13 protein-coding genes and 1 pseudogene are annotated in these 17,153 nt (G+C 72.0%); 4 read left to right on the top strand and 10 right to left on the bottom strand.

Annotation, left to right across the window (positions count from 1 at the left end; translation table 11 throughout):
• Window positions 1-72 precede the first annotated feature (72 nt).
• Both ACWZEH_RS25780 and ACWZEH_RS25775 read left to right on the top strand, forming a co-directional pair.
• Window positions 73-1,293, top strand: a complete 1,221-nt coding sequence (locus ACWZEH_RS25780) for a trypsin-like serine peptidase (protein ID WP_456193471.1) — start codon at window positions 73-75, stop codon at window positions 1,291-1,293.
• Between the two features lie 67 nt (window positions 1,294-1,360).
• Window positions 1,361-2,569: a trypsin-like serine peptidase gene (locus tag ACWZEH_RS25775; RefSeq protein WP_456193470.1), complete on the top strand. Its 1,209-nt coding sequence runs from the start codon at window positions 1,361-1,363 to the stop codon at window positions 2,567-2,569.
• A 121-nt stretch (window positions 2,570-2,690) separates the two neighbouring features.
• Here the strand turns inward: ACWZEH_RS25775 and hflX are convergent, their stop codons facing one another.
• From hflX to miaA, 6 genes are all read right to left on the bottom strand, one after another.
• Window positions 2,691-4,187 carry a GTPase HflX gene (gene hflX / locus ACWZEH_RS25770; protein WP_456193469.1) on the bottom strand — a complete coding sequence of 499 codons (1,497 nt, stop codon included), beginning with the start codon at window positions 4,185-4,187 and terminating at the stop codon, window positions 2,691-2,693.
• Between the two features lie 146 nt (window positions 4,188-4,333).
• On the bottom strand, window positions 4,334-5,983 hold the full coding sequence (locus tag ACWZEH_RS25765; RefSeq protein WP_456193468.1) for a M1 family metallopeptidase: 1,650 nt from the start codon (window positions 5,981-5,983) through the stop codon (window positions 4,334-4,336).
• Between the two features lie 141 nt (window positions 5,984-6,124).
• Window positions 6,125-8,320, bottom strand: coding sequence for a RelA/SpoT family protein (locus ACWZEH_RS25760; RefSeq protein ID WP_456193467.1), 2,196 nt, complete (start codon window positions 8,318-8,320; stop codon window positions 6,125-6,127).
• A 298-nt stretch (window positions 8,321-8,618) separates the two neighbouring features.
• Window positions 8,619-9,512, bottom strand: a complete 894-nt coding sequence (dapF, locus tag ACWZEH_RS25755) for a diaminopimelate epimerase (protein ID WP_456193466.1) — start codon at window positions 9,510-9,512, stop codon at window positions 8,619-8,621.
• 94 nt (window positions 9,513-9,606) lie between these two features.
• Window positions 9,607-10,110: a hypothetical protein gene (locus ACWZEH_RS25750; protein ID WP_456199828.1), complete on the bottom strand. Its 504-nt coding sequence runs from the start codon at window positions 10,108-10,110 to the stop codon at window positions 9,607-9,609.
• A 107-nt stretch (window positions 10,111-10,217) separates the two neighbouring features.
• The gene (gene miaA / locus ACWZEH_RS25745) at window positions 10,218-11,156 is read right to left on the bottom strand and encodes a tRNA (adenosine(37)-N6)-dimethylallyltransferase MiaA (protein WP_456193465.1); all 939 of its coding nucleotides are present in this window, start codon (window positions 11,154-11,156) and stop codon (window positions 10,218-10,220) included.
• Between the two features lie 241 nt (window positions 11,157-11,397).
• Here miaA and ACWZEH_RS25740 point away from each other — a divergent pair, with 241 nt between their 5' ends.
• Window positions 11,398-11,667: an antitoxin gene (locus ACWZEH_RS25740; protein ID WP_456193464.1), complete on the top strand. Its 270-nt coding sequence runs from the start codon at window positions 11,398-11,400 to the stop codon at window positions 11,665-11,667.
• 121 nt (window positions 11,668-11,788) lie between these two features.
• Here the strand turns inward: ACWZEH_RS25740 and ACWZEH_RS25735 are convergent, their stop codons facing one another.
• The 3 genes and pseudogenes from ACWZEH_RS25735 to ACWZEH_RS25725 form a co-directional block, all read right to left on the bottom strand.
• On the bottom strand, window positions 11,789-12,511 hold the full coding sequence (locus ACWZEH_RS25735; protein ID WP_456193463.1) for a class III extradiol dioxygenase subunit B-like domain-containing protein: 723 nt from the start codon (window positions 12,509-12,511) through the stop codon (window positions 11,789-11,791).
• A gap of 102 nt (window positions 12,512-12,613) precedes the next feature.
• Window positions 12,614-14,131, bottom strand: a complete 1,518-nt coding sequence (miaB, locus tag ACWZEH_RS25730) for a tRNA (N6-isopentenyl adenosine(37)-C2)-methylthiotransferase MiaB (protein ID WP_456193462.1) — start codon at window positions 14,129-14,131, stop codon at window positions 12,614-12,616.
• Between the two features lie 101 nt (window positions 14,132-14,232).
• Window positions 14,233-14,650 (bottom strand): annotated as a pseudogene (locus tag ACWZEH_RS25725) (pyrophosphohydrolase domain-containing protein).
• An 85-nt stretch (window positions 14,651-14,735) separates the two neighbouring features.
• On the opposite strand from ACWZEH_RS25725, the gene ACWZEH_RS25720 reads away from it, so the two are divergent.
• Complete coding sequence (locus ACWZEH_RS25720; RefSeq protein ID WP_456193461.1) at window positions 14,736-15,731, top strand: TAXI family TRAP transporter solute-binding subunit; 996 nt, start codon at window positions 14,736-14,738, stop codon at window positions 15,729-15,731.
• On the opposite strand, the gene ACWZEH_RS25715 is transcribed toward ACWZEH_RS25720, so the two are convergent.
• The gene (locus tag ACWZEH_RS25715) at window positions 15,710-17,143 is read right to left on the bottom strand and encodes a sensor histidine kinase (protein WP_456193460.1); all 1,434 of its coding nucleotides are present in this window, start codon (window positions 17,141-17,143) and stop codon (window positions 15,710-15,712) included. The genes ACWZEH_RS25720 and ACWZEH_RS25715 overlap by 22 nt on opposite strands.
• Window positions 17,144-17,153 lie beyond the last annotated feature (10 nt).

Here is a 17,153-nt window from a genome sequence, read left to right as displayed (position 1 = left end):
GGACTCCGTTCGGGTCCGCGATGCGAGCACGGCCGAAGCACCAAGTTCGTCCACATCAGGGGGAGTCAGATCATGCGATCCATACGGCCGTCGTCCACCGGTCGCCGAGCGGGGAGGGCGCGCCGCGGAACCTCCCCCGTGCTGACCGCCGTCGCACTCGCCTCGGTGCTCGCGCTCACCGCGACCGCCTGCGGTTCGGGGGGCGACACGGCGGGCGGCGAGGCCTCCGCGACCGCCGCGGCCGGGGACGGCAAGATCCGGATCCCGAGCGACATCGCGGACCGGCTCAAGGAGCACGGGATCGATGTCGACAAGTGGCGGAACGGCGACTGGAAGAACTGGGACAAGGACGACTGGCTGCGCGAGGCCAACGACTACATCAACCCGATCATCGAGGACCTCTGGGACCCGGACCGCATGCGGGACGCCGAGCAGCCGGACCCGGAGGTCGACGAGAGCGACATCTCCGGTGACCAGGGCGTGACGGATCCGACGCCGGAGCCGGTGCAGGCGCAGGCCGTGCCGCCGTCGTACCACGACAACGCTCCCACGGCGGGCAAGGTGTTCTTCGACTCCCCCGAGGGCACGATGGTGTGCTCCGCGACCGTGGTGCAGGACCCCGCCAACCCGGGCAAGTCCAACATGGTGTGGACGGCCGGACACTGCGTGCACGCCGGCAAGAAGGGCGGCTGGTACCGCAACATCGCATTCGTTCCGTCGTACAACGACGCGGGCAGGCCGGCCGGCGAGCTCGAGGGCGCCGCCGAGGAGGAGGTCGCTCCGTACGGCGTCTGGTGGGGTGACTGGGCGCAGACCTCCGACCAGTGGATCGAGCAGGGCGGTGCGACCGGCGGTGACGGCGCCTCGTACGACTTCGCCGTCATTCATGTGACGCCGGAGAAGGGCGGTGACGGCAGGTCGTTGGAGGAGACGGTCGGTTCGGCGCTGCCGGTGGACTTCCGGGCTCCCGCCGCGCCCGACGTGAAGAGCGTGACCGCGACCGGTTACCCGGCCGGCGCGCCGTACGACGGCCAGACGCTGTTCAGCTGCGAGGACCAGCCGGGCCGGCTCTCGCTCAGTGCCTCCGACCCGACGATGTACCGCATCGGATGCAGTATGACCGCCGGTTCGTCCGGTGGCGGCTGGGTCGCGGAGGGCTCCGACGGCCGGCCGGCGCTGGTGTCCAACACCTCCATCGGCCCGGTGACTTCGGGCTGGCTGGCCGGCCCGCGGCTGGGCGACGAGGCCAAGGGCGTGTACGACGCGGTCAGCGACAAGTTCGCCGGCCGGTGACCCGGGGCCGCTCCGGCGACGGACAGCAGCAGGACGTTCGATCACAGCACCGGGGGGTCGCCGCACCATGCGTTCCACAGGTATGTCCGCTTCGCGCCGGCGCGGCCGTCGCAGAGCTCTCGCCGCCACCGGGCTCGTCGTCGCCCTGGCGCTCACCGCGACCGCGTGCGGTGGTTCCGACGACAGGGCCGACGCGAAGAAGTCCGGTTCCGGCACCTCGCAGGCCGCGGGCAGCGAGACCGACGGGGTCCGGGTCCCGGCCGACATCGCGGACCGGCTCGAGGAACACGGGATCGATGCCGACAGGTGGAGGGACGGCGGCTGGCGGGACTGGGACAAGGACGAGTGGCTCAGTGACGCCAAGGACTACGTCAACCCGGTGATCGAGGGTCTGTGGAAGCCGGAGCGGATGCGTTCCGCCGAGGAGGCCGACAAGACCCTCTCGGCCAAGGACGCGAGCGCGGCCCAGGGCGTCAGCGATCCGGAGCCGGCCCCGGTGGAGGCACAAGCCGAACAGACGCCCTACCACGAGAACGCGGCCCCGGTCGGCAAGGTCTTCTTCGACTCCCCCGAAGGCCCGAGCGTCTGCTCCGGCACGGTCGTCAAGGACGTGAACCACCCGGGCAGGTCCAACCTCGTCTGGACCGCCGGTCACTGCGTGCACGCCGGTGGCGACGGTGGCTGGTACCGCAACATCGTCTTCGTCCCCGCGTACAACGACCTCGGCAAGCCCGCGGTGGAGCTGGGCAACACGAATTCCTCGGAGATCGCCCCGTACGGCAACTGGTGGGCGGACTGGGCCTCGACCTCCACCGGCTGGATCGAGGGCGGAGCGCAGACCGGCGGCGCCGGGGCGCCGTACGACTACGCGCTCCTGCACGTGAAGCCGGAGCAGGGCGCCAAGTCCCTCGAGGAAACGGTCGGTACCGCCCTGGACGTGGACTTCTCGGCCCCGCCCGCGGCCGAGGCGGGCCGGACGGGTGCCTGGGGCTACCCGGCGGCGCCGCCCTACGACGGTCTGCAGATGTTCAAGTGCCTGGACACTCCGGGCCGGTTCTCCCTTGCCCCGGATCTGCCCACGATGCACCGCATCGGCTGCACCATGACCGGTGGTTCGTCCGGCGGCGGCTGGTTCCGGGTGGTGAACGGCGAGACCGTGCTGGTGTCGAACACGTCGATCGGCCCGACCGACAACACCTGGCTGGCGGGCCCGCATCTGGGCCGGGACGCCGAGGCGCTGTACCGGAACATGAGCAGGACCCATGGCGGCCAGTGATCATGACGGTATGTGATCGGAGCGGTCGGTGATCACGGCGGTCGGTGATCCGCACACGCCGACGGCCCGCCCCCTGTCACCAGCAGGGGGCGGGCCGTCGGCGTTGCCGTGGGCCGCGGACTCAGCCGGCGGCCGACGTGGGCAGGTACGGCGTGAACTCCGCCGCCAGTTCCTCGTGCACCCGCACCTTGAGCAGGGTGCCCTCCGCGGTGTGCTCCTCGGAGACCACCTCGCCCTCGTTGTGCGCGCGGGCCACCAGCTTGCCCTGGGTGTACGGCACGAGTGCCTCGATCTCCACGGCCGGCCGGGGCAGCTCGTTGTCGAGGAGGGCGAGCAGCTCGTCGATGCCCCGGCCGGTGCGGGCCGAGACCGCGATGGACCGCTTCTCCTCCCGCAGCAACCGCTGGAGCGTCAGCGGGTCGGCCGCGTCGGCCTTGTTGATCACGACGATCTCGGGTACGCCGGTGGCGCCGACGTCCCTGATCACCTCGCGCACGGCGGCCAGCTGCTCCTCCGGGACGGGATGCGAACCGTCCACCACGTGCAGGATCAGGTCGGCGTCGCCGACCTCCTCCATCGTGGAGCGGAACGCCTCGACCAGGTGGTGCGGCAGGTGCCGGACGAAGCCGACCGTGTCGGTCAGCGTGTAGAGCCGTCCGCCCGGTGTCTCGGCCCGGCGCACGGTCGGGTCGAGTGTCGCGAACAGGGCGTTCTCGACCAGCACGCCCGCGCCCGTCAGGCGGTTGAGCAGCGAGGACTTGCCGGCGTTGGTGTAGCCCGCGATGGCGACGGACGGCACCTTGTTGCGCCGGCGCTCCTGGCGCTTGATGTCGCGGCCGGTCTTCATCTCCGCGATCTCCCGGCGCATCTTCGCCATCTTTTCGCGGATCCGGCGCCGGTCGGTCTCGATCTTGGTCTCACCGGGACCACGGGTGGCGAGCCCGCCGCCCTTGCCGCCGCCCATCTGCCGGGACAGCGACTGACCCCAGCCGCGCAGCCTCGGCAGCATGTACTGCATCTGCGCGAGCGCGACCTGCGCCTTGCCCTCCCGGGACTTGGCGTGCTGGGCGAAGATGTCCAGGATCAGGGCCGTACGGTCGATGACCTTGACCTTGACGACGTCCTCGAGGTGGATCAGCTGGCCGGGGCTCAGTTCTCCGTCGCAGATGACCGTGTCGGCGCCCGTGTCGAGCACGATGTCACGCAGCTCCTCGGCCTTGCCGGAGCCGATGAAGGTCGCCGCGTCGGGCTTGTCGCGGCGCTGGGTCACGCCGTCGAGCACGAGGGCGCCCGCCGTCTCCGCCAGGGCGGCGAGCTCCGCGAGGGAGTTCTCCGCATCTTGCACGGTTCCCGACGTCCACACGCCGACGAGTACGACGCGCTCCAGGCGGAGCTGCCGGTACTCGACCTCGGTGACGTCCTCGAGCTCGGTGGAGAGGCCGGCGACGCGGCGCAGGGCCGCACGCTCGGAGCGGTCGAGCTGGTCGCCGTCCCGCTCTCCGTCGATCTCGAGGCTCCAGGCGACGTCCGCTTCCATCAGGGCATCGGCCCGGAGGCCCTCGGGGTAGGTCTGCGCGAGGCGCTTGGTGTCCTGGGAAGGGGAAGAAGAGGAGGTCATTGGGTCCTTACGTCGATACGTCGATGGGAATTCGCAGAGGATGACGGGTACGCCCGTCATCCTTCACAACGCACGGGCCCGTCGGGAGATTCCCGTGCCCCGCGCCGTGGCGTCCTGATGATGGTGGCACGGCACGGCACGTCTCGTCACCGTGTTTGTTCCCGGTTCACGCCTGTTCGACGCCCGGTCGGGGCGGAGCGTTCCGCGTGCTTGTGGGCCGCGGACTTCCAGTCCGGGTGGCCGGGCATCGGTGGGGTCTTCGCGTCGTGGAGCCAGGCGTCCAGGAATCCGGTCAGGTCCCGTCCCGCGGTGTCGGAGGCGAGCTTGACGAAGTCGGCGGTGGAGGCCGTGCCGTCCCGGTGCCGGGTCACCCAACGCCGTTCCAGGCGTTCGAACGCGGCGCGGCCGATCTCCTCGCGCAGGGCGTACAGCACGAGCGCGGCACCGTCGTAGACGATCGGCCGGAAGATGCTGGTCTTCCGGCCGGGCCGGGGGGCCTTGGGGGTGGCGGGCGGTCCGTCCTCCGCACGCCGGCGGTCGGAGGCCTCGTAGGCGGCCTTCATCCGGGTCTCGAGGGACCGGCCGGCCCGCTCCTGCGCGTACAGCGCCTCGTACCAGGTGGCGTGGCCCTCGTTGAGCCACAGGTCGGACCAGGTGCGGGGGCTGACGCTGTTGCCGAACCACTGGTGGGCCAGCTCGTGCACCATGATCGACTCGACGTACCACGCGGGGTGGGCCGGATCGGTGAAGAGGTCCCGCTCGAAGAGGGACAGCGTCTGTGTCTCGAGTGCGAAGCCGGTGGAGACGTCGGCCATGAGCAGACCGTACGTCTCGAAGGGGTAGCGGCCGACCCTGGCCTCCATCCAGGCGATCTGGGCGGGGGTCCTCGACAGCCACGGTTCGAGCTGTTCGCGGTGGGCCGTGGGGACGACGTCGCGCAGCGGCAGCCCGTGCGGGCCGGTGCGGCGCAGGACCGTGGAGCGGCCGATGGACACCTGGGCGAGTTCGGTGGCCATGGGGTGCCGGGTGCGGTATGTCCAGGTCGTCGTCGCCGCGCGGGTGCGGTCGACGTGGATCGGCAGACCGTTGGCGACGGCCGTGTGACCGTCGGGTGCGGTGATGCGGAAGGTGAAGAAGGCCTTGTCGGACGGGTGGTCGTTGCACGGGAAGACCAGGTGCGCGGCGTCGGCCTGGTTGGCCATGGCGAGGCCGTCCGCGGTGCGCACCCAGCCGCCGTCACGGCCCTCGGCGGCCACCGGATCGCTGGTGTGGCGCACGGCGATACGGGTCCGTTCGCCGGCGTCCAGTCCGCCGACGGGTGTGATCACGAGATCCTCACCGGCGGTGGTGAAGGTGGCGGGTGCTCCGTCGACCTCGACCGAGTGGACCGTGCCGTGGGCGAAGTCGAGGTTGATCCGTTCCAGGTCCGTGGTCGTCCGGGCGCGGACCGTGGTGGTGGCCTGGAGCGGTGTGTCGTTGGTGCCGGGGTAGCTGAGGGCGAGGTGGTACGACGTCACGTCGTACCCGGGGTTGCCCAGATACGGGAAGAGACGGTCGCCGATGCCCAGCGGCGTGGCGGGGGCGCTCGCGGCGAGGAGGCAGACGCAGACGGCCGACGCGAGCAGCGCCGCGGACGTCCGCCGGCGGCGGCCGCGGGGGACCGGCCTGCGGGCGGCCGGGACGGGGGCGGTCTGCCCCTCGACGGAAACGGCCTGACGGCCAAGGGCCGGGCCGTGCGGGGCGGGATGTTCAAAAGCGGGTTCCGGGGCAGCGGGACCGTGAGGGGTGAGGAGCATGGGCCCACGGCTATCAGCGCGCGCGTGCGTGGTTTCGGCGGCGCGCTCCCGGTCCACCCGATCGGGTGGACCGGTGGCCGAGCAGGCCGCCGACAGGGTGTCCGGCCGGGCGGCGCCCGCGGCGCCCGGCGCGGCCCGCGGTCAGGTGCCCTGGGTCTGCGGTTTGGCCCGGCTCACGTCGTACACGCCCGCCACCTTGCGCATCGCGCGCATGAGGGTGGGCAGGTGGGCGGCGTCCGGCAGCTGCACGGTGTAGGTGTGCCGCACCTGCTGGTGGGTCGGTGGCTCGACGGTCGCGGAGACGATCTCGGCGCCTTCCACCGCCATGGCCTCGGTGAGGTCGGCGAGCAGATGGGGGCGGACGAACGATTCGGCGACCAGGGTGACCCGGCACTCGGCGCCCTCCCCCCAGCGCACGCCGACCTCCGCGCGCCCCGCGCCCTTCATACCGGCCACGGCGGCGCACTCGACGCGGTGCACCGTGACCGCTCCCCCGCGCACGGCGAAGCCGGTCACCTCGTCGGGCGGCACGGGCGTACAGCAGCCGGCGAGCCGTACCGTCGCGCCGGGCCGGTCGGCCAGGACCTGGGCACTGCCGGGGGAACCGGGCGCCGCCTCGAGAGCGTGCCCCGCCGCGGGCTCGCCCGTGGCAGGGCGGAGAGCATGCTGTGCCGCCTCGGACCCGGCGCGGTCGTCCCCGGCCGGACCGGCGGGATCGGCGGGGTGAGCGGTCAGCCATCGCTGAATGGCGATCCGGGCGGCCGGGGTGTGGGCGTGCTCCAGCCATTCCCTGGAGGGCTCGGACGCGGGGTCCTGGCCCATCAGGAGCTGGACGGTGTCCCCGTCCCTCAGCACGGTGCTCAGCGTCGCCAGACGGCCGTTGACCCGGGCGCCGATGCACGCGTGCGCGTCCTCGCCGTACTGCGCGTACGCGGCGTCCACACAGGTCGCGCCCTCGGGCAGGCCGATCGTGCCGCCGTCGGGGCGGAACACGGTGATCTCGCGGTCCTGGGCGAGGTCCTCGCGCAGCGTGGACCAGAACGTGTCGGGGTCGGGCGCGCCGCGCTGCCACTCGAGGAGCCGGGAGAGCCAGCCGGGCCGGGTCGGGTCGACGCGTTCGCCGTCGCTCGTCGACTGTTCCTCGGCCGGGGCGGCGTAGGGGTTGCCGAGAGCGACGACACCGGCCTCGGCGACCTTGTGCATCTGGTGCGTGCGGATGAGGACTTCGACGACCTGGCCGTCGTCGCGCGCGACGGCGGTGTGCAGCGACTGGTACAGGTTGAACTTGGGTACGGCGATGAAGTCCTTGAACTCCGAGACGACGGGCGTCATGCAGGTGTGCAGCTCGCCCAGGACGCCGTAGCAGTCGGCGTCCTCGTTCACCAGCACCAGCACGCGGCCGAAGTCTGCACCGCGGAGCCGGCCGCGTTTGCGGGACACGCGGTGCACGGAGACGAAGTGACGGGGACGGATGAGGACCTCGGCGGCGAGGTCCGCCTCGCGCAGCACCTTGCGCACCTCGTCGGCGACCTCGGCGAGCGGGTCGTTCGCGCGGGAGGCGTTGCGGAGGATCAGCTCACGCGTGTGTTCGTTCTCCTCGGGACGCAGGATCGCGAAGACCAGGTCCTCGAGTTCCGTCTTGAGCGCCTGGACGCCGAGCCGTTCGGCGAGCGGGATGAGGACGTCCCGGGTCACCTTGGCGATGCGTTCCTGCTTCTCGGGGCGCATCACCCCGAGGGTGCGCATGTTGTGCAGCCGGTCGGCGAGTTTGATCGACATCACGCGGACGTCGTTTCCGGTGGCGACGAGCATCTTGCGGAAGGTCTCGGGCTCGGCCGCGGCACCGTAGTCGACCTTCTCCAGCTTGGTGACGCCGTCGACGAGGTAGCACACCTCCTCGCCGAACTGCTCGCGTACCTGCTCGAGCGTCACATCCGTGTCCTCGACGGTGTCGTGGAGCAGGGAGGCGGTCAAGGTGGTGGTCTCGGCACCGAGTTCGGCGAGGATGAGGGTCACGGCGAGCGGGTGGGTGATGTACGGCTCGCCGCTCTTGCGCATCTGTCCCCGGTGCGAGGACTCGGCCAGGAGGTAGGCGCGGCGCAGGGGATCCAGATCGGCGTCGGGATGGTGGGCGCGGTGGGCGTCGACGACATGGCCGATGGCGTCGGGAAGCCGGTCGCGGGAGGTGGGGCCGAGGAGGGCGGCGCGGCCCAGCCGGCGCAGGTCGAGCCGGGAGCGGGCCTTCCTGCGTGTCCCTGTGGGCGTGACATGACCTGAGGTCACGGACCCCGGTGTCACAGGACCTGGGGTCGCAGGTTTCGCGGCCTCCGCATTCAATGGGCACCTCCGGCTGCGTTGACCGGCGGACGTGTGCCCAGGGCGGACTCGGGCTGAGGAGACGGTGTTCGTCCCCCGTCCGGGCCGGTGCTTGATGCTACCGAGCCCAGCATGCGCGACCGACCGCCTCTCGCGGAGCGTGAAACGGATCACCCCATCGAGCGAAGACCGTCACAGCGGCGATTTCACGCCACGGGGTCGGCGGCGTGCCGTGCTCCCGAAGCCCGGCCGGGCCCCGCACCCCACCCATGCGGGCGGCCGGACCGCGCGGCTCTTGGATACCGAGCCGGTACAGGGTTCAGCGGGGCAGGTTCTCCAGCCACTCGCTCTCGATCACCCCCTCGGCGACGATCACCGCCGGCCCGGTCATCTCGATCTCCCCGTCGGGCCGTTCCGTGATCACCAGGGTGCCGCCGGGCACGTCCACCGTGTACGTCACCGGGGTTCCGGTGCTCCGCGGGTCGGCGCCGTCCCGGCGGGCCGCGGCCACGGCGGCCGCGCAGGCGCCCGTGCCGCACGAGCGGGTCTCGCCGGCGCCCCGCTCGTGGACGCGCAGCGCCACGTGTCGCGGGCCGCGGTCGACCACGAACTCGACGTTGACGCCGTCCGGATAGACCGAGGCCGGGCTGAACGGGGGCGCGGTGGACAGGTCGCCGGCGTGGTCGAGGTCGTCCACGAAGGCCACGGCGTGCGGGTTGCCCATGTTCACGTTCCGCGCGGGCCAGCCGCGCCCGCCGACGCTCACGGTGACACCGTCGTCGGGCAGCAGCGCCCGGCCCATGCCGACGGTGATGTCACCCGCGGCGGAGCCGCTGCCGGACGGGGTCTTGGCGATGTGCACCGCTTTCACGCCCCCGCGCGTGGCGACCGCGATGTCGCCCTCGGCCACATGTCCCGCACGCTGGAGGTAGCGCGCGAACACACGCACGCCGTTGCCGCACATCTCGGCGACCGAACCGTCGCCGTTGCGGTAGTCCATGAACCACTCGGCCTCGGCCGCCATGTGCCGCGCCTCGGGGTGTGCCGCGGACCGCACCACGTGCAGCAGTCCGTCACCACCGATGCCCGCGCGTCGGTCGCAGAGGGCCGCGACGGAGGCGGGGGGCAGGTCGACGGCGTTCTCGGGGTCCGGGACGATCACGAAGTCGTTCTCGGTGCCGTGTCCCTTGAGGAAGGCGATCCGCGTACTCATCTTTCGATCGTACGGGGTGACCGCGGCACCGCGTCCCGGCCACCGCTCTGCGCGGGGGTCCGCGTGAGAGGGGCCGGCGGAGGGGCGGCGGGCCTCAGCGGAGGCGGGCGACCCGCCAGACGGCCAGGGCCACCACCGCGGCGACCAGCACGGCGTAGGCGGCCACGACCCGCCAGTCGGGTCTGCGACCGGAGCTCCGGGCCGGCAGGCCGGGCCAGGTGTACCCCACCCTGCGGGCGGCCATCATGCCCCAGCCGGCCGCGCAGGAGCAGATCAGCAGGCCCAGCATGGCGATCACGGCGCCGCTGTCGCCGAAGTCGAAGGCGAGCGGGAACGCGAACATCAGGGAACCGACCGCGGCCAGGCCGACGATGGGCGCGAGCTGCCAGATGCGCAGCCGACGCTGCGGACGCAGCTCGACCTCGACCTCGTCGCCGCCCGCGAACATCTCGTCCGGCTCGGGACCGTCGTCGGTCACCTGACCCTGTGTCTCGTCCGGCCCGTCAGGGCTGAGACGGTCAGGGTCCTGCTCCGGTGCACCCCGCTCGGTGGTGAGGTGTTCGGTGCCGTGTGCGGTGTCGCGAGGGCCGGCCTCCATCGCCACGCGCCCTCCCAACTTGGACTTCACTGGTCGATCGAAGCTCGATGATGGCACGGCGCCGGAGGCCCGGATGACGGCCTGGGCGTCCCGATGCCATGACGTGATCAGGCTGTAACCGGTCGTTCGACCAGCGACAGCGCGAGCTGCGGAAGTTCCGTCAGGTCCGCCGCGGCCCCACTCAACCAATGCACGCGCGGGTCGCGCCTGAACCATGAATCCTGACGGCGCGCGAAGCGTTTGGTGGCACGGACGGTCTCGACCCGCGCGTCCTTTAGGGTGCACTCTCCGGTGAGCGCGGCGAGCACCTGCTGGTAGCCGAGCGCACGCGAGGCCGTACGCCCCTCGCGCAACCCCTGCGCCTCCAGTGCGCGCACTTCGTCCACGAGACCCGCGTCCCACATCCGGTCGACCCGGCCGGCGATCCTCTCGTCCAGCTCGGGGCGGGCCACGTCGACACCGATCTGGAGGGTGTCGTAAACCGAGTCGTGGCCGGGGAGGTTGGCCGTGAAGGGCAGGCCGGTGATCTCGATCACTTCGAGCGCCCGGACGATACGGCGGCCGTTGCTCGGCAGAATGGCCCGCGCGGCCTCGGGGTCGGCGGCGGCGAGGCGTGCGTGCAGCGCGCCGGATCCGCGCAGGGTGAGCTCGCCCTCCAGGCGTGACCGCACGTCGGGGTCGGTGCCCGGGAACTCGAGATGATCGACGGCTCCGCGGACGTAGAGGCCGGAGCCCCCGACCAGGACGGGCCAGCGTCCCGCGGCGAGCAGCGCGTCGATCCGCTCCCGGGCGAGGCGCTGGTACTCGGCGACGGACGCGGTGACGGTCACGTCCCAGATGTCCAGGAGGTGGTGGGGGACTCCCCCGCGCTCCTCGGGCGTCAGTTTGGCGGTGCCGATGTCCATTCCCCGGTAGAGCTGCATGGAGTCGGCGTTGACGACCTCACCACCGAGCTCTCGGGCCAGGAATACGCCCAGATCGGACTTTCCGGCTGCGGTGGGGCCGACGACGGCGATGACCCGGGGGGCGGGGGGTGCGCTGCTCACCGGTCCAGTCTCGCAAACCTCACGGCCGACCCTCCATCGAGTTGCGTGTCGCGCCGGACGGCGCCCCTCTCCCATGATCGGATTTCGGCCACCGGAGCACCACGCGGCAGGGCGGGACCGTATCCGCGCGGGTACCGTATGGAGTGGGTATGGGCGTTTTCGCATATGAGCTCACATGGATCCCGCACATACCCCGTATGGCACGAGTGCACATGAACCGCACCGCGAGGAAAGGTGGACCATGGGTCTCCTGGACAACATGAAGGCCAGGCTGGGGCCTGCCAAGGACAAGGTCTCGGACCTCGCGCAGCAGCACGAGGGCAGGATCCAGCACGGGCTGGACAAGGCCGCGAAGACCGCCGACGAGCGGACCAAGGGCAAGTACAGCGACAGGATCCAGAAGGGCACCGGCAAGGCCAAGGACGCCATGGACCGGCTCGCCCACAAGAACGACCCCGGCCCGGGCGCGGGTGACACCACTCCCCCGGCGGGGCCGCCGCCCGCTCACTGAGTGACGCACCGGCACACGGCCGGGAGCACCGACGGGCATCGGGCGTTCCCGGCCGACGGTCGTTCCGGACGGCCGTTCCAGGCCGCCCCGCGCAGGGTCCGGCATCCGGCGAAGCCGGCTGTCAGGACCAGGTGGCCACGATGTAGCCCACCCCGTACGGAGCGTCCTCGTACAGCAGTGTGCCCCGAAGGACGGGTTCCCCGGCTTCGGCCGCGCCCGCCAGGACCTGCCAGGGTGCCCGGCCGGACGCCTTGAGTACGTGTGCCAGGTCGCTGCCCAGCGCCCGTAGGGCCGCCGTGTCGGCCGCTCCCAGTGCCCGCGCGGCCTCCGCGTCGAAGGGCGCCGCCCGCTCGTCGAGGTAGCCCGGCGCCTTGAGCGTGCGGCAGGCGCTGCCGTCACCCATGACCAGCAGCGCGACCCGCTCCGCGCGGGTGGCGATGTCCCGTCCCTCGTCGAGGCACCGCTCGGCCGCGAGGGACTCCCCCACTCCGAGTCCTTCGACGGGTGCGCCCGCCCACCCTGTCCCCTCCAGCAACCAGGCGCCCACCGCGAGTGCGGCGGGCAGCTCACGGCCGGTCGCCGTGTCGCGGTCCGCTCCGAGCCGTACGCCGAGACCGGACCCGAAGCCGCGGAAGGACCCCGTGCTGCCCTCCGGGTAACGCTCGGCTTCCACGCCGTCCGGCGCCGGACCGACGACCACCAGGAGGTCGGGCCGGGCGGCGGCGAGCACACCGACCGCGTCCGAGCACGCGGCCCGCGCGGCGTCCAGCTCGGGGGCGGCGCCTGTGGCGACCTCGGGCACGAGCAGCGGCGGACAGGGACAGACTGCGGCGGCGACCATCATGATCGGCAGCGTAACCCTCGCGGGCCGCCCCGCCGCCACGTCCACCGCCGCAGCCTGCTCAGCCGGGACACCGCATGCCCGTGACTCGTCGGCAGGCCGGTCTCAGTCGCAGCCGCAGCCGCTCGCCACGGCGGGGAGCGGCTCGGGGGCGCCGATCTTCGGCAGGCCGAGCATCACGCCCGTGGGCTGCGCCGCCTTCTGCGCGTTGCGCCTCTCCCAGGCGTCGCCCGCGCGTGTGCGGCGCACGTCGGGGGCCGGGCCCTCGGCGAGGAGGTGGTGGGGCGCCGCGTACGTGATCTCGACGGTGACGACGTCGCCGGGACGGACGTCCTGCTCCGGCTTGGTGAAGTGCACCAGGCGGCTGTCCGGGGCACGGCCGGAGAGACGGTGGGTGGCGCCGTCCTTGCGACCCTCGCCCTCGGCGACCATCAGCTCCAGGGTGCGGCCGACCTGCTTCTTGTTCTCCTCCCAGGAGATCTCCTCCTGGAGGGCGACGAGCCGCTCGTAGCGCTCCTGGACGACCTTCTTGGGGATCTGGCCGTCCATGTCGGCGGCCGGGGTGCCCGGACGCTTGGAGTACTGGAAGGTGAAGGCCTGGGCGAAGCGGGCTTCGCGCACGACGTGCAGGGTCTGCTCGAAGTCCTCCTCGGTCTCGCCGGGGAAGCCCACGATGATGTCGGTGCTGATCGCCGCGTGCGGGATGGCGGCGCGGACCTTCTCGATGATGCCGAGGTAGCGCTCCTGCCGGTACGAGCGGCGCATCGCCTTGAGGACCGTGTCCGAGCCGGACTGGAGCGGCATGTGGAGCTGCGGCATCACGTTGGGCGTCTCGGCCATGGCGGCGATGACGTCGTCGGTGAAGTCGCGCGGGTGCGGGGAGGTGAAGCGGACGCGCTCCAGGCCCTCGACCTTCCCGCAGGCCCGCAGCAGCTTGCTGAACGCCTCCCGGTCACCGATGTCGGAGCCGTACGCGTTGACGTTCTGGCCGAGCAGGGTGATCTCCGAGACTCCCTCGGCGACCAGGGCCTCGATCTCGGCGAGGACGTCGCCGGGGCGCCGGTCCTTCTCCTTGCCGCGCAGCGCGGGGACGATGCAGAAGGTGCAGGTGTTGTTGCAGCCGACGGAGATGGACACCCAGGCCGCGTAGGCGCTCTCGCGGCGGGTCGGCAGCGTGGACGGGAAGGCCTCCAGGGACTCGGCGATCTCGACCTGCGCCTCCTCCCGGACGCGGGCGCGCTCCAGGAGGACAGGCAGCTTGCCGATGTTGTGCGTGCCGAAGACGACGTCCACCCAGGGGGCGCGCTTCACGATGGTGTCGCGGTCCTTCTGCGCGAGACAGCCGCCGACCGCGATCTGCATGCCGGGGCGCTGTGCCTTCCTGGGGGCGAGGTGGCCGAGGTTGCCGTAGAGCTTGTTGTCGGCGTTCTCGCGCACGGCGCAGGTGTTGAACACGACGACGTCGGCGTCGCCGTCGGCGTCCCCGGGGGCGCGGACGTAACCCGCGTCCTCCAGCAGCCCGGACAATCGCTCGGAGTCGTGGACGTTCATCTGGCACCCGTAGGTGCGTACTTCATAGGTGCGTGTACCGCCCACTGACTGGCTCCGGTCGATGCTGCTCATGCCCTACAGGGTAGGCGGTCGACACGACACCCCCGGGACTCCGCCCACGACCGGCCTCCGCCCGGGGCGCCGGCCAGGGGCTCCACTCGGCAGGGCTCCGCTCAGTCGGCCGCCCGGGACTCCGCACCCGCTCTCCACCCCTGCCGGCGCAGCACCCGGGACACGTCCGGTGCCTCGTGGTGCTCCCCTTGAGGACCCTGCCGTCGAAGCGGCGGGCGATCTCGCCGCCGGGGCCGCGCTTGCTCATGTCGGCGCGGTGGATCTCGGAGATCACCGCGTCGAGGTCGATGCCGTGAACGAGCGCCGTGCCGTAGGCGACGTGGGCGACGTCGGCGAGTTCGTGCACGAGCCGGTCGAGGGGCCGTGCACCGCCACCTCGGCGGCCTCGGCGGCCTCCTCGGCGAGCAGTTCACCGCGGTGGGCGGCGAGTTCCGGCGGGACCTCGGTCGGTGTCTCACGCTCGTCCAGCCCGAAGGCACGGTGGAACTCACGTACGAGGTCGGCGGGCGAAGCACTCATGACGGGACTCCAGAGCCTGCCGCGACCATCTCCGGCGCTCTCCCGGCCTGGTCAGAAGAGCGCACGGGCTGGCAGGATCGCACACATGTCCATCGCGCTGTCCCGTATCGGCAGGCGCCGGGTCCTGCGGGGCGCGGTCGCCGGCCTCGTGGCGCTCGGGCTGCTGCTGTGGTGGCTGACGCCCTGGAGCGAGGATCCGCCGCGCGGGTCGGTCACGCTGAGTACGGGAACGCACGCGGGGGTCTACCAGAAGTACGGGGAGCTTCTGCACACGTCGCTCGGCGCGCACATGCCCGACCTCGAGGTGCGGCTGAGGACGAGCGACGGTTCGCAGGAGAACGTGCGGCGGGTGGCGACCGGGCAGGCGGACTTCGCGATCGCCGCCGCCGACGCGGTGGAGACGTACAAGCTGGACGGCCGGCCGGGAGCCGGTGAACTGCGCGGGGTCGCCCGTCTCTACGACGACTACGTGCAGCTCGTGGTCCCGCCCGGCTCGGACGTCCGCTCCGTCGCCGACCTGCGGGGCAAGAGGGTCGCCATAGGGCCGCCCAAGTCGGGTGTGCGGCTCATCGCCAACCGGGTGCTCAGAGCGGCCGGCATCGACCCGGAGAAGGACATCAGACCCTCCGCGGACGGCATCGACTCGGGCCCCGGGCGGCTCGGGAAGGGACTCGACGCGTTCTTCTGGTCGGGCGGGCTGCCCACCGACGGCCTGCGTACGCTGTCCGAGGACGCAGGCCTCCGGTTCGTGCCGATCACGGCCGATCTGGTCGCCGAGCTGCACGAGCAGGGTGGCGCCACGCGCTACTACCGTGCCACCAACATGCCGGAGTCCGCCTACCCCGGCAGCCAGCACGGCTCGACCATCCCGACGATGGCCGTGTCCAATCTGCTGATCACACGGGCGGACATGGACCCACGGCTCACCGAGTGGCTGACCCGGATCGTGCTCAAGAGCCGGGACAACATCGGGGCACATGTGCACTCCGCCCAGCTCGTCGACGTACGCACCGCGATCTACACCGATCCGCTCCGGCTGCACGACGGCGCGCGCCGGTACTACCGGTCCGTCAAGCCCTGAACCGTCGTTCCACCCGTGGGGGCGCTCCTGGGCACCGTCACCGTCACTCTCAGCCCGTGCGGCTCGTTCCGGTCGTACGCGATCGAGCCGCCGCCCGCGGTGAGCAGGGCGCGGGAGATGGACAGTCCGAGGCCGGAGCCCTTGATGTTCTGGTGCCGGGAGCTGCGCCAGAAGCGGTCGCCGACGCGGGCCAGCTCCTCGTCGGTCAGACCGGGGCCCTGGTCGATGACGACGACGGTGGAGGTGCCCCCGTTGGAGGCGACGGCCACCTCGACGGTCCGGTCCTCGGGCGTGAACTTCACCGCGTTGTCGATGACCGCGTCCAGCGCGCTGGACAGGGCGACCGGGTCGGCCCATGCCGTGGTCGGCGGGCAGTCCCCGGTCAGCAGGACGCCCTTGGCCTCGGCGGTGGGCGACCACGCCGCCACGCGTTCGGCGGCCAGGGCGCCGATGTCGGTGATCTGGAGCTGGGCCTCGAGGTGCTCGGCCAGCGCCAGGTCGAGCAGGTCGTCCAGGACCTGTGCCAGACGCCTGCCCTCGGCCTGGACCGAGGCGATCTCCGCGTTGCCCTCGGGCAGCTCAAGGGCGAGGAGTTCGATGCGCAGCAGCAGCGCCGAGAGCGGGTTGCGCAGCTGGTGCGAGGCGTCGGCGACGAAGGCACGCTGCTGCTCCAGCACGCTTTCGACGTTGTCCGCCATCTCGTTGAACGACCGGGCGAGCCTCCTCAGCTCCGGCGGTCCGCCGGCCACCGCGACCCTGGACTTCAGCCGCCCGGTGGCGATGTCGTGGGTGGTGGCGTCCAGGACCCGTACGGGCTTGAGCACCCAGCCGGCCAGCCGCAGGGCCGCGCCGACGGCCAGCAGCATCGCGGCCGCCTCGCCCGCCGCGATGAACAGCCAGCCCCGCAGGATGCGGGACCGCATCTGCCCGGTGGGCGAGTCGGTGACGACGACGGCGACGACGTCGCCGTCCCGGATGACCGGCGAGGCCACCACGAGGCTGCGCCGCTCCCAGGGCCACACCTGCTCGGGATCGTGGCTGCGGCGGCTGAGCAGCGACTCCTGGAAGGCGTCGCGCACCTCCCCCGTGCCGGGCAGGTACCAGTCGTCCGGGGCGTGCGCCATCGGGACGTCGTTGCGGTGGAAGACGCCGGCCCGGATGCCGTACACCTCGTAGTAGCTGTGGAGCTCGCTGCTGAGGGCCTCCCGGCGCTCGTTGACGTCTCCGGTGGCGGGGGCGGCGGGTTCGGTGACGAACTGGGCGAGGGCCGCGAAGCGCGCGGTGTCGTCGATCCGGTCGACGATGACCTGCTGCTGCTGCGCGCCCGCCAGGCTGACCGCGAGCGGGACGCCGAGGGCGAGCAGGACGGCCGCCATCAGGACGATGAGCAGCGGCAGCAGACGTGTGTGCACCCGGTCAGGC

This window comes from Streptomyces yamdrokensis, assembly GCF_053890455.1.
The sequence above is the reverse complement of the archived record's forward strand: the minus strand, read 5'-3'. Positions and strand labels throughout refer to the sequence as shown.

Bases quoted from the DNA above. Each gene is read 5' to 3' on its own strand.
- ACWZEH_RS25780 (WP_456193471.1), top strand. From the start codon at position 73: ATGCGATCCATACGGCCGTCGTCCACCGGTCGCCGAGCGGGGAGGGCG.
- ACWZEH_RS25775 (WP_456193470.1), top strand. From the start codon at position 1,361: ATGCGTTCCACAGGTATGTCCGCTTCGCGCCGGCGCGGCCGTCGCAGA.
- hflX (WP_456193469.1), bottom strand. From the start codon at position 4,187: ATGACCTCCTCTTCTTCCCCTTCCCAGGACACCAAGCGCCTCGCGCAG.
- ACWZEH_RS25765 (WP_456193468.1), bottom strand. From the start codon at position 5,983: ATGCTCCTCACCCCTCACGGTCCCGCTGCCCCGGAACCCGCTTTTGAA.
- dapF (WP_456193466.1), bottom strand. From the start codon at position 9,512: ATGAGTACGCGGATCGCCTTCCTCAAGGGACACGGCACCGAGAACGAC.
- ACWZEH_RS25750 (WP_456199828.1), bottom strand. From the start codon at position 10,110: ATGGAGGCCGGCCCTCGCGACACCGCACACGGCACCGAACACCTCACC.
- ACWZEH_RS25740 (WP_456193464.1), top strand. From the start codon at position 11,398: ATGGGTCTCCTGGACAACATGAAGGCCAGGCTGGGGCCTGCCAAGGAC.
- ACWZEH_RS25735 (WP_456193463.1), bottom strand. From the start codon at position 12,511: ATGATGGTCGCCGCCGCAGTCTGTCCCTGTCCGCCGCTGCTCGTGCCC.
- miaB (WP_456193462.1), bottom strand. From the start codon at position 14,131: ATGAGCAGCATCGACCGGAGCCAGTCAGTGGGCGGTACACGCACCTAT.
- ACWZEH_RS25720 (WP_456193461.1), top strand. From the start codon at position 14,736: ATGTCCATCGCGCTGTCCCGTATCGGCAGGCGCCGGGTCCTGCGGGGC.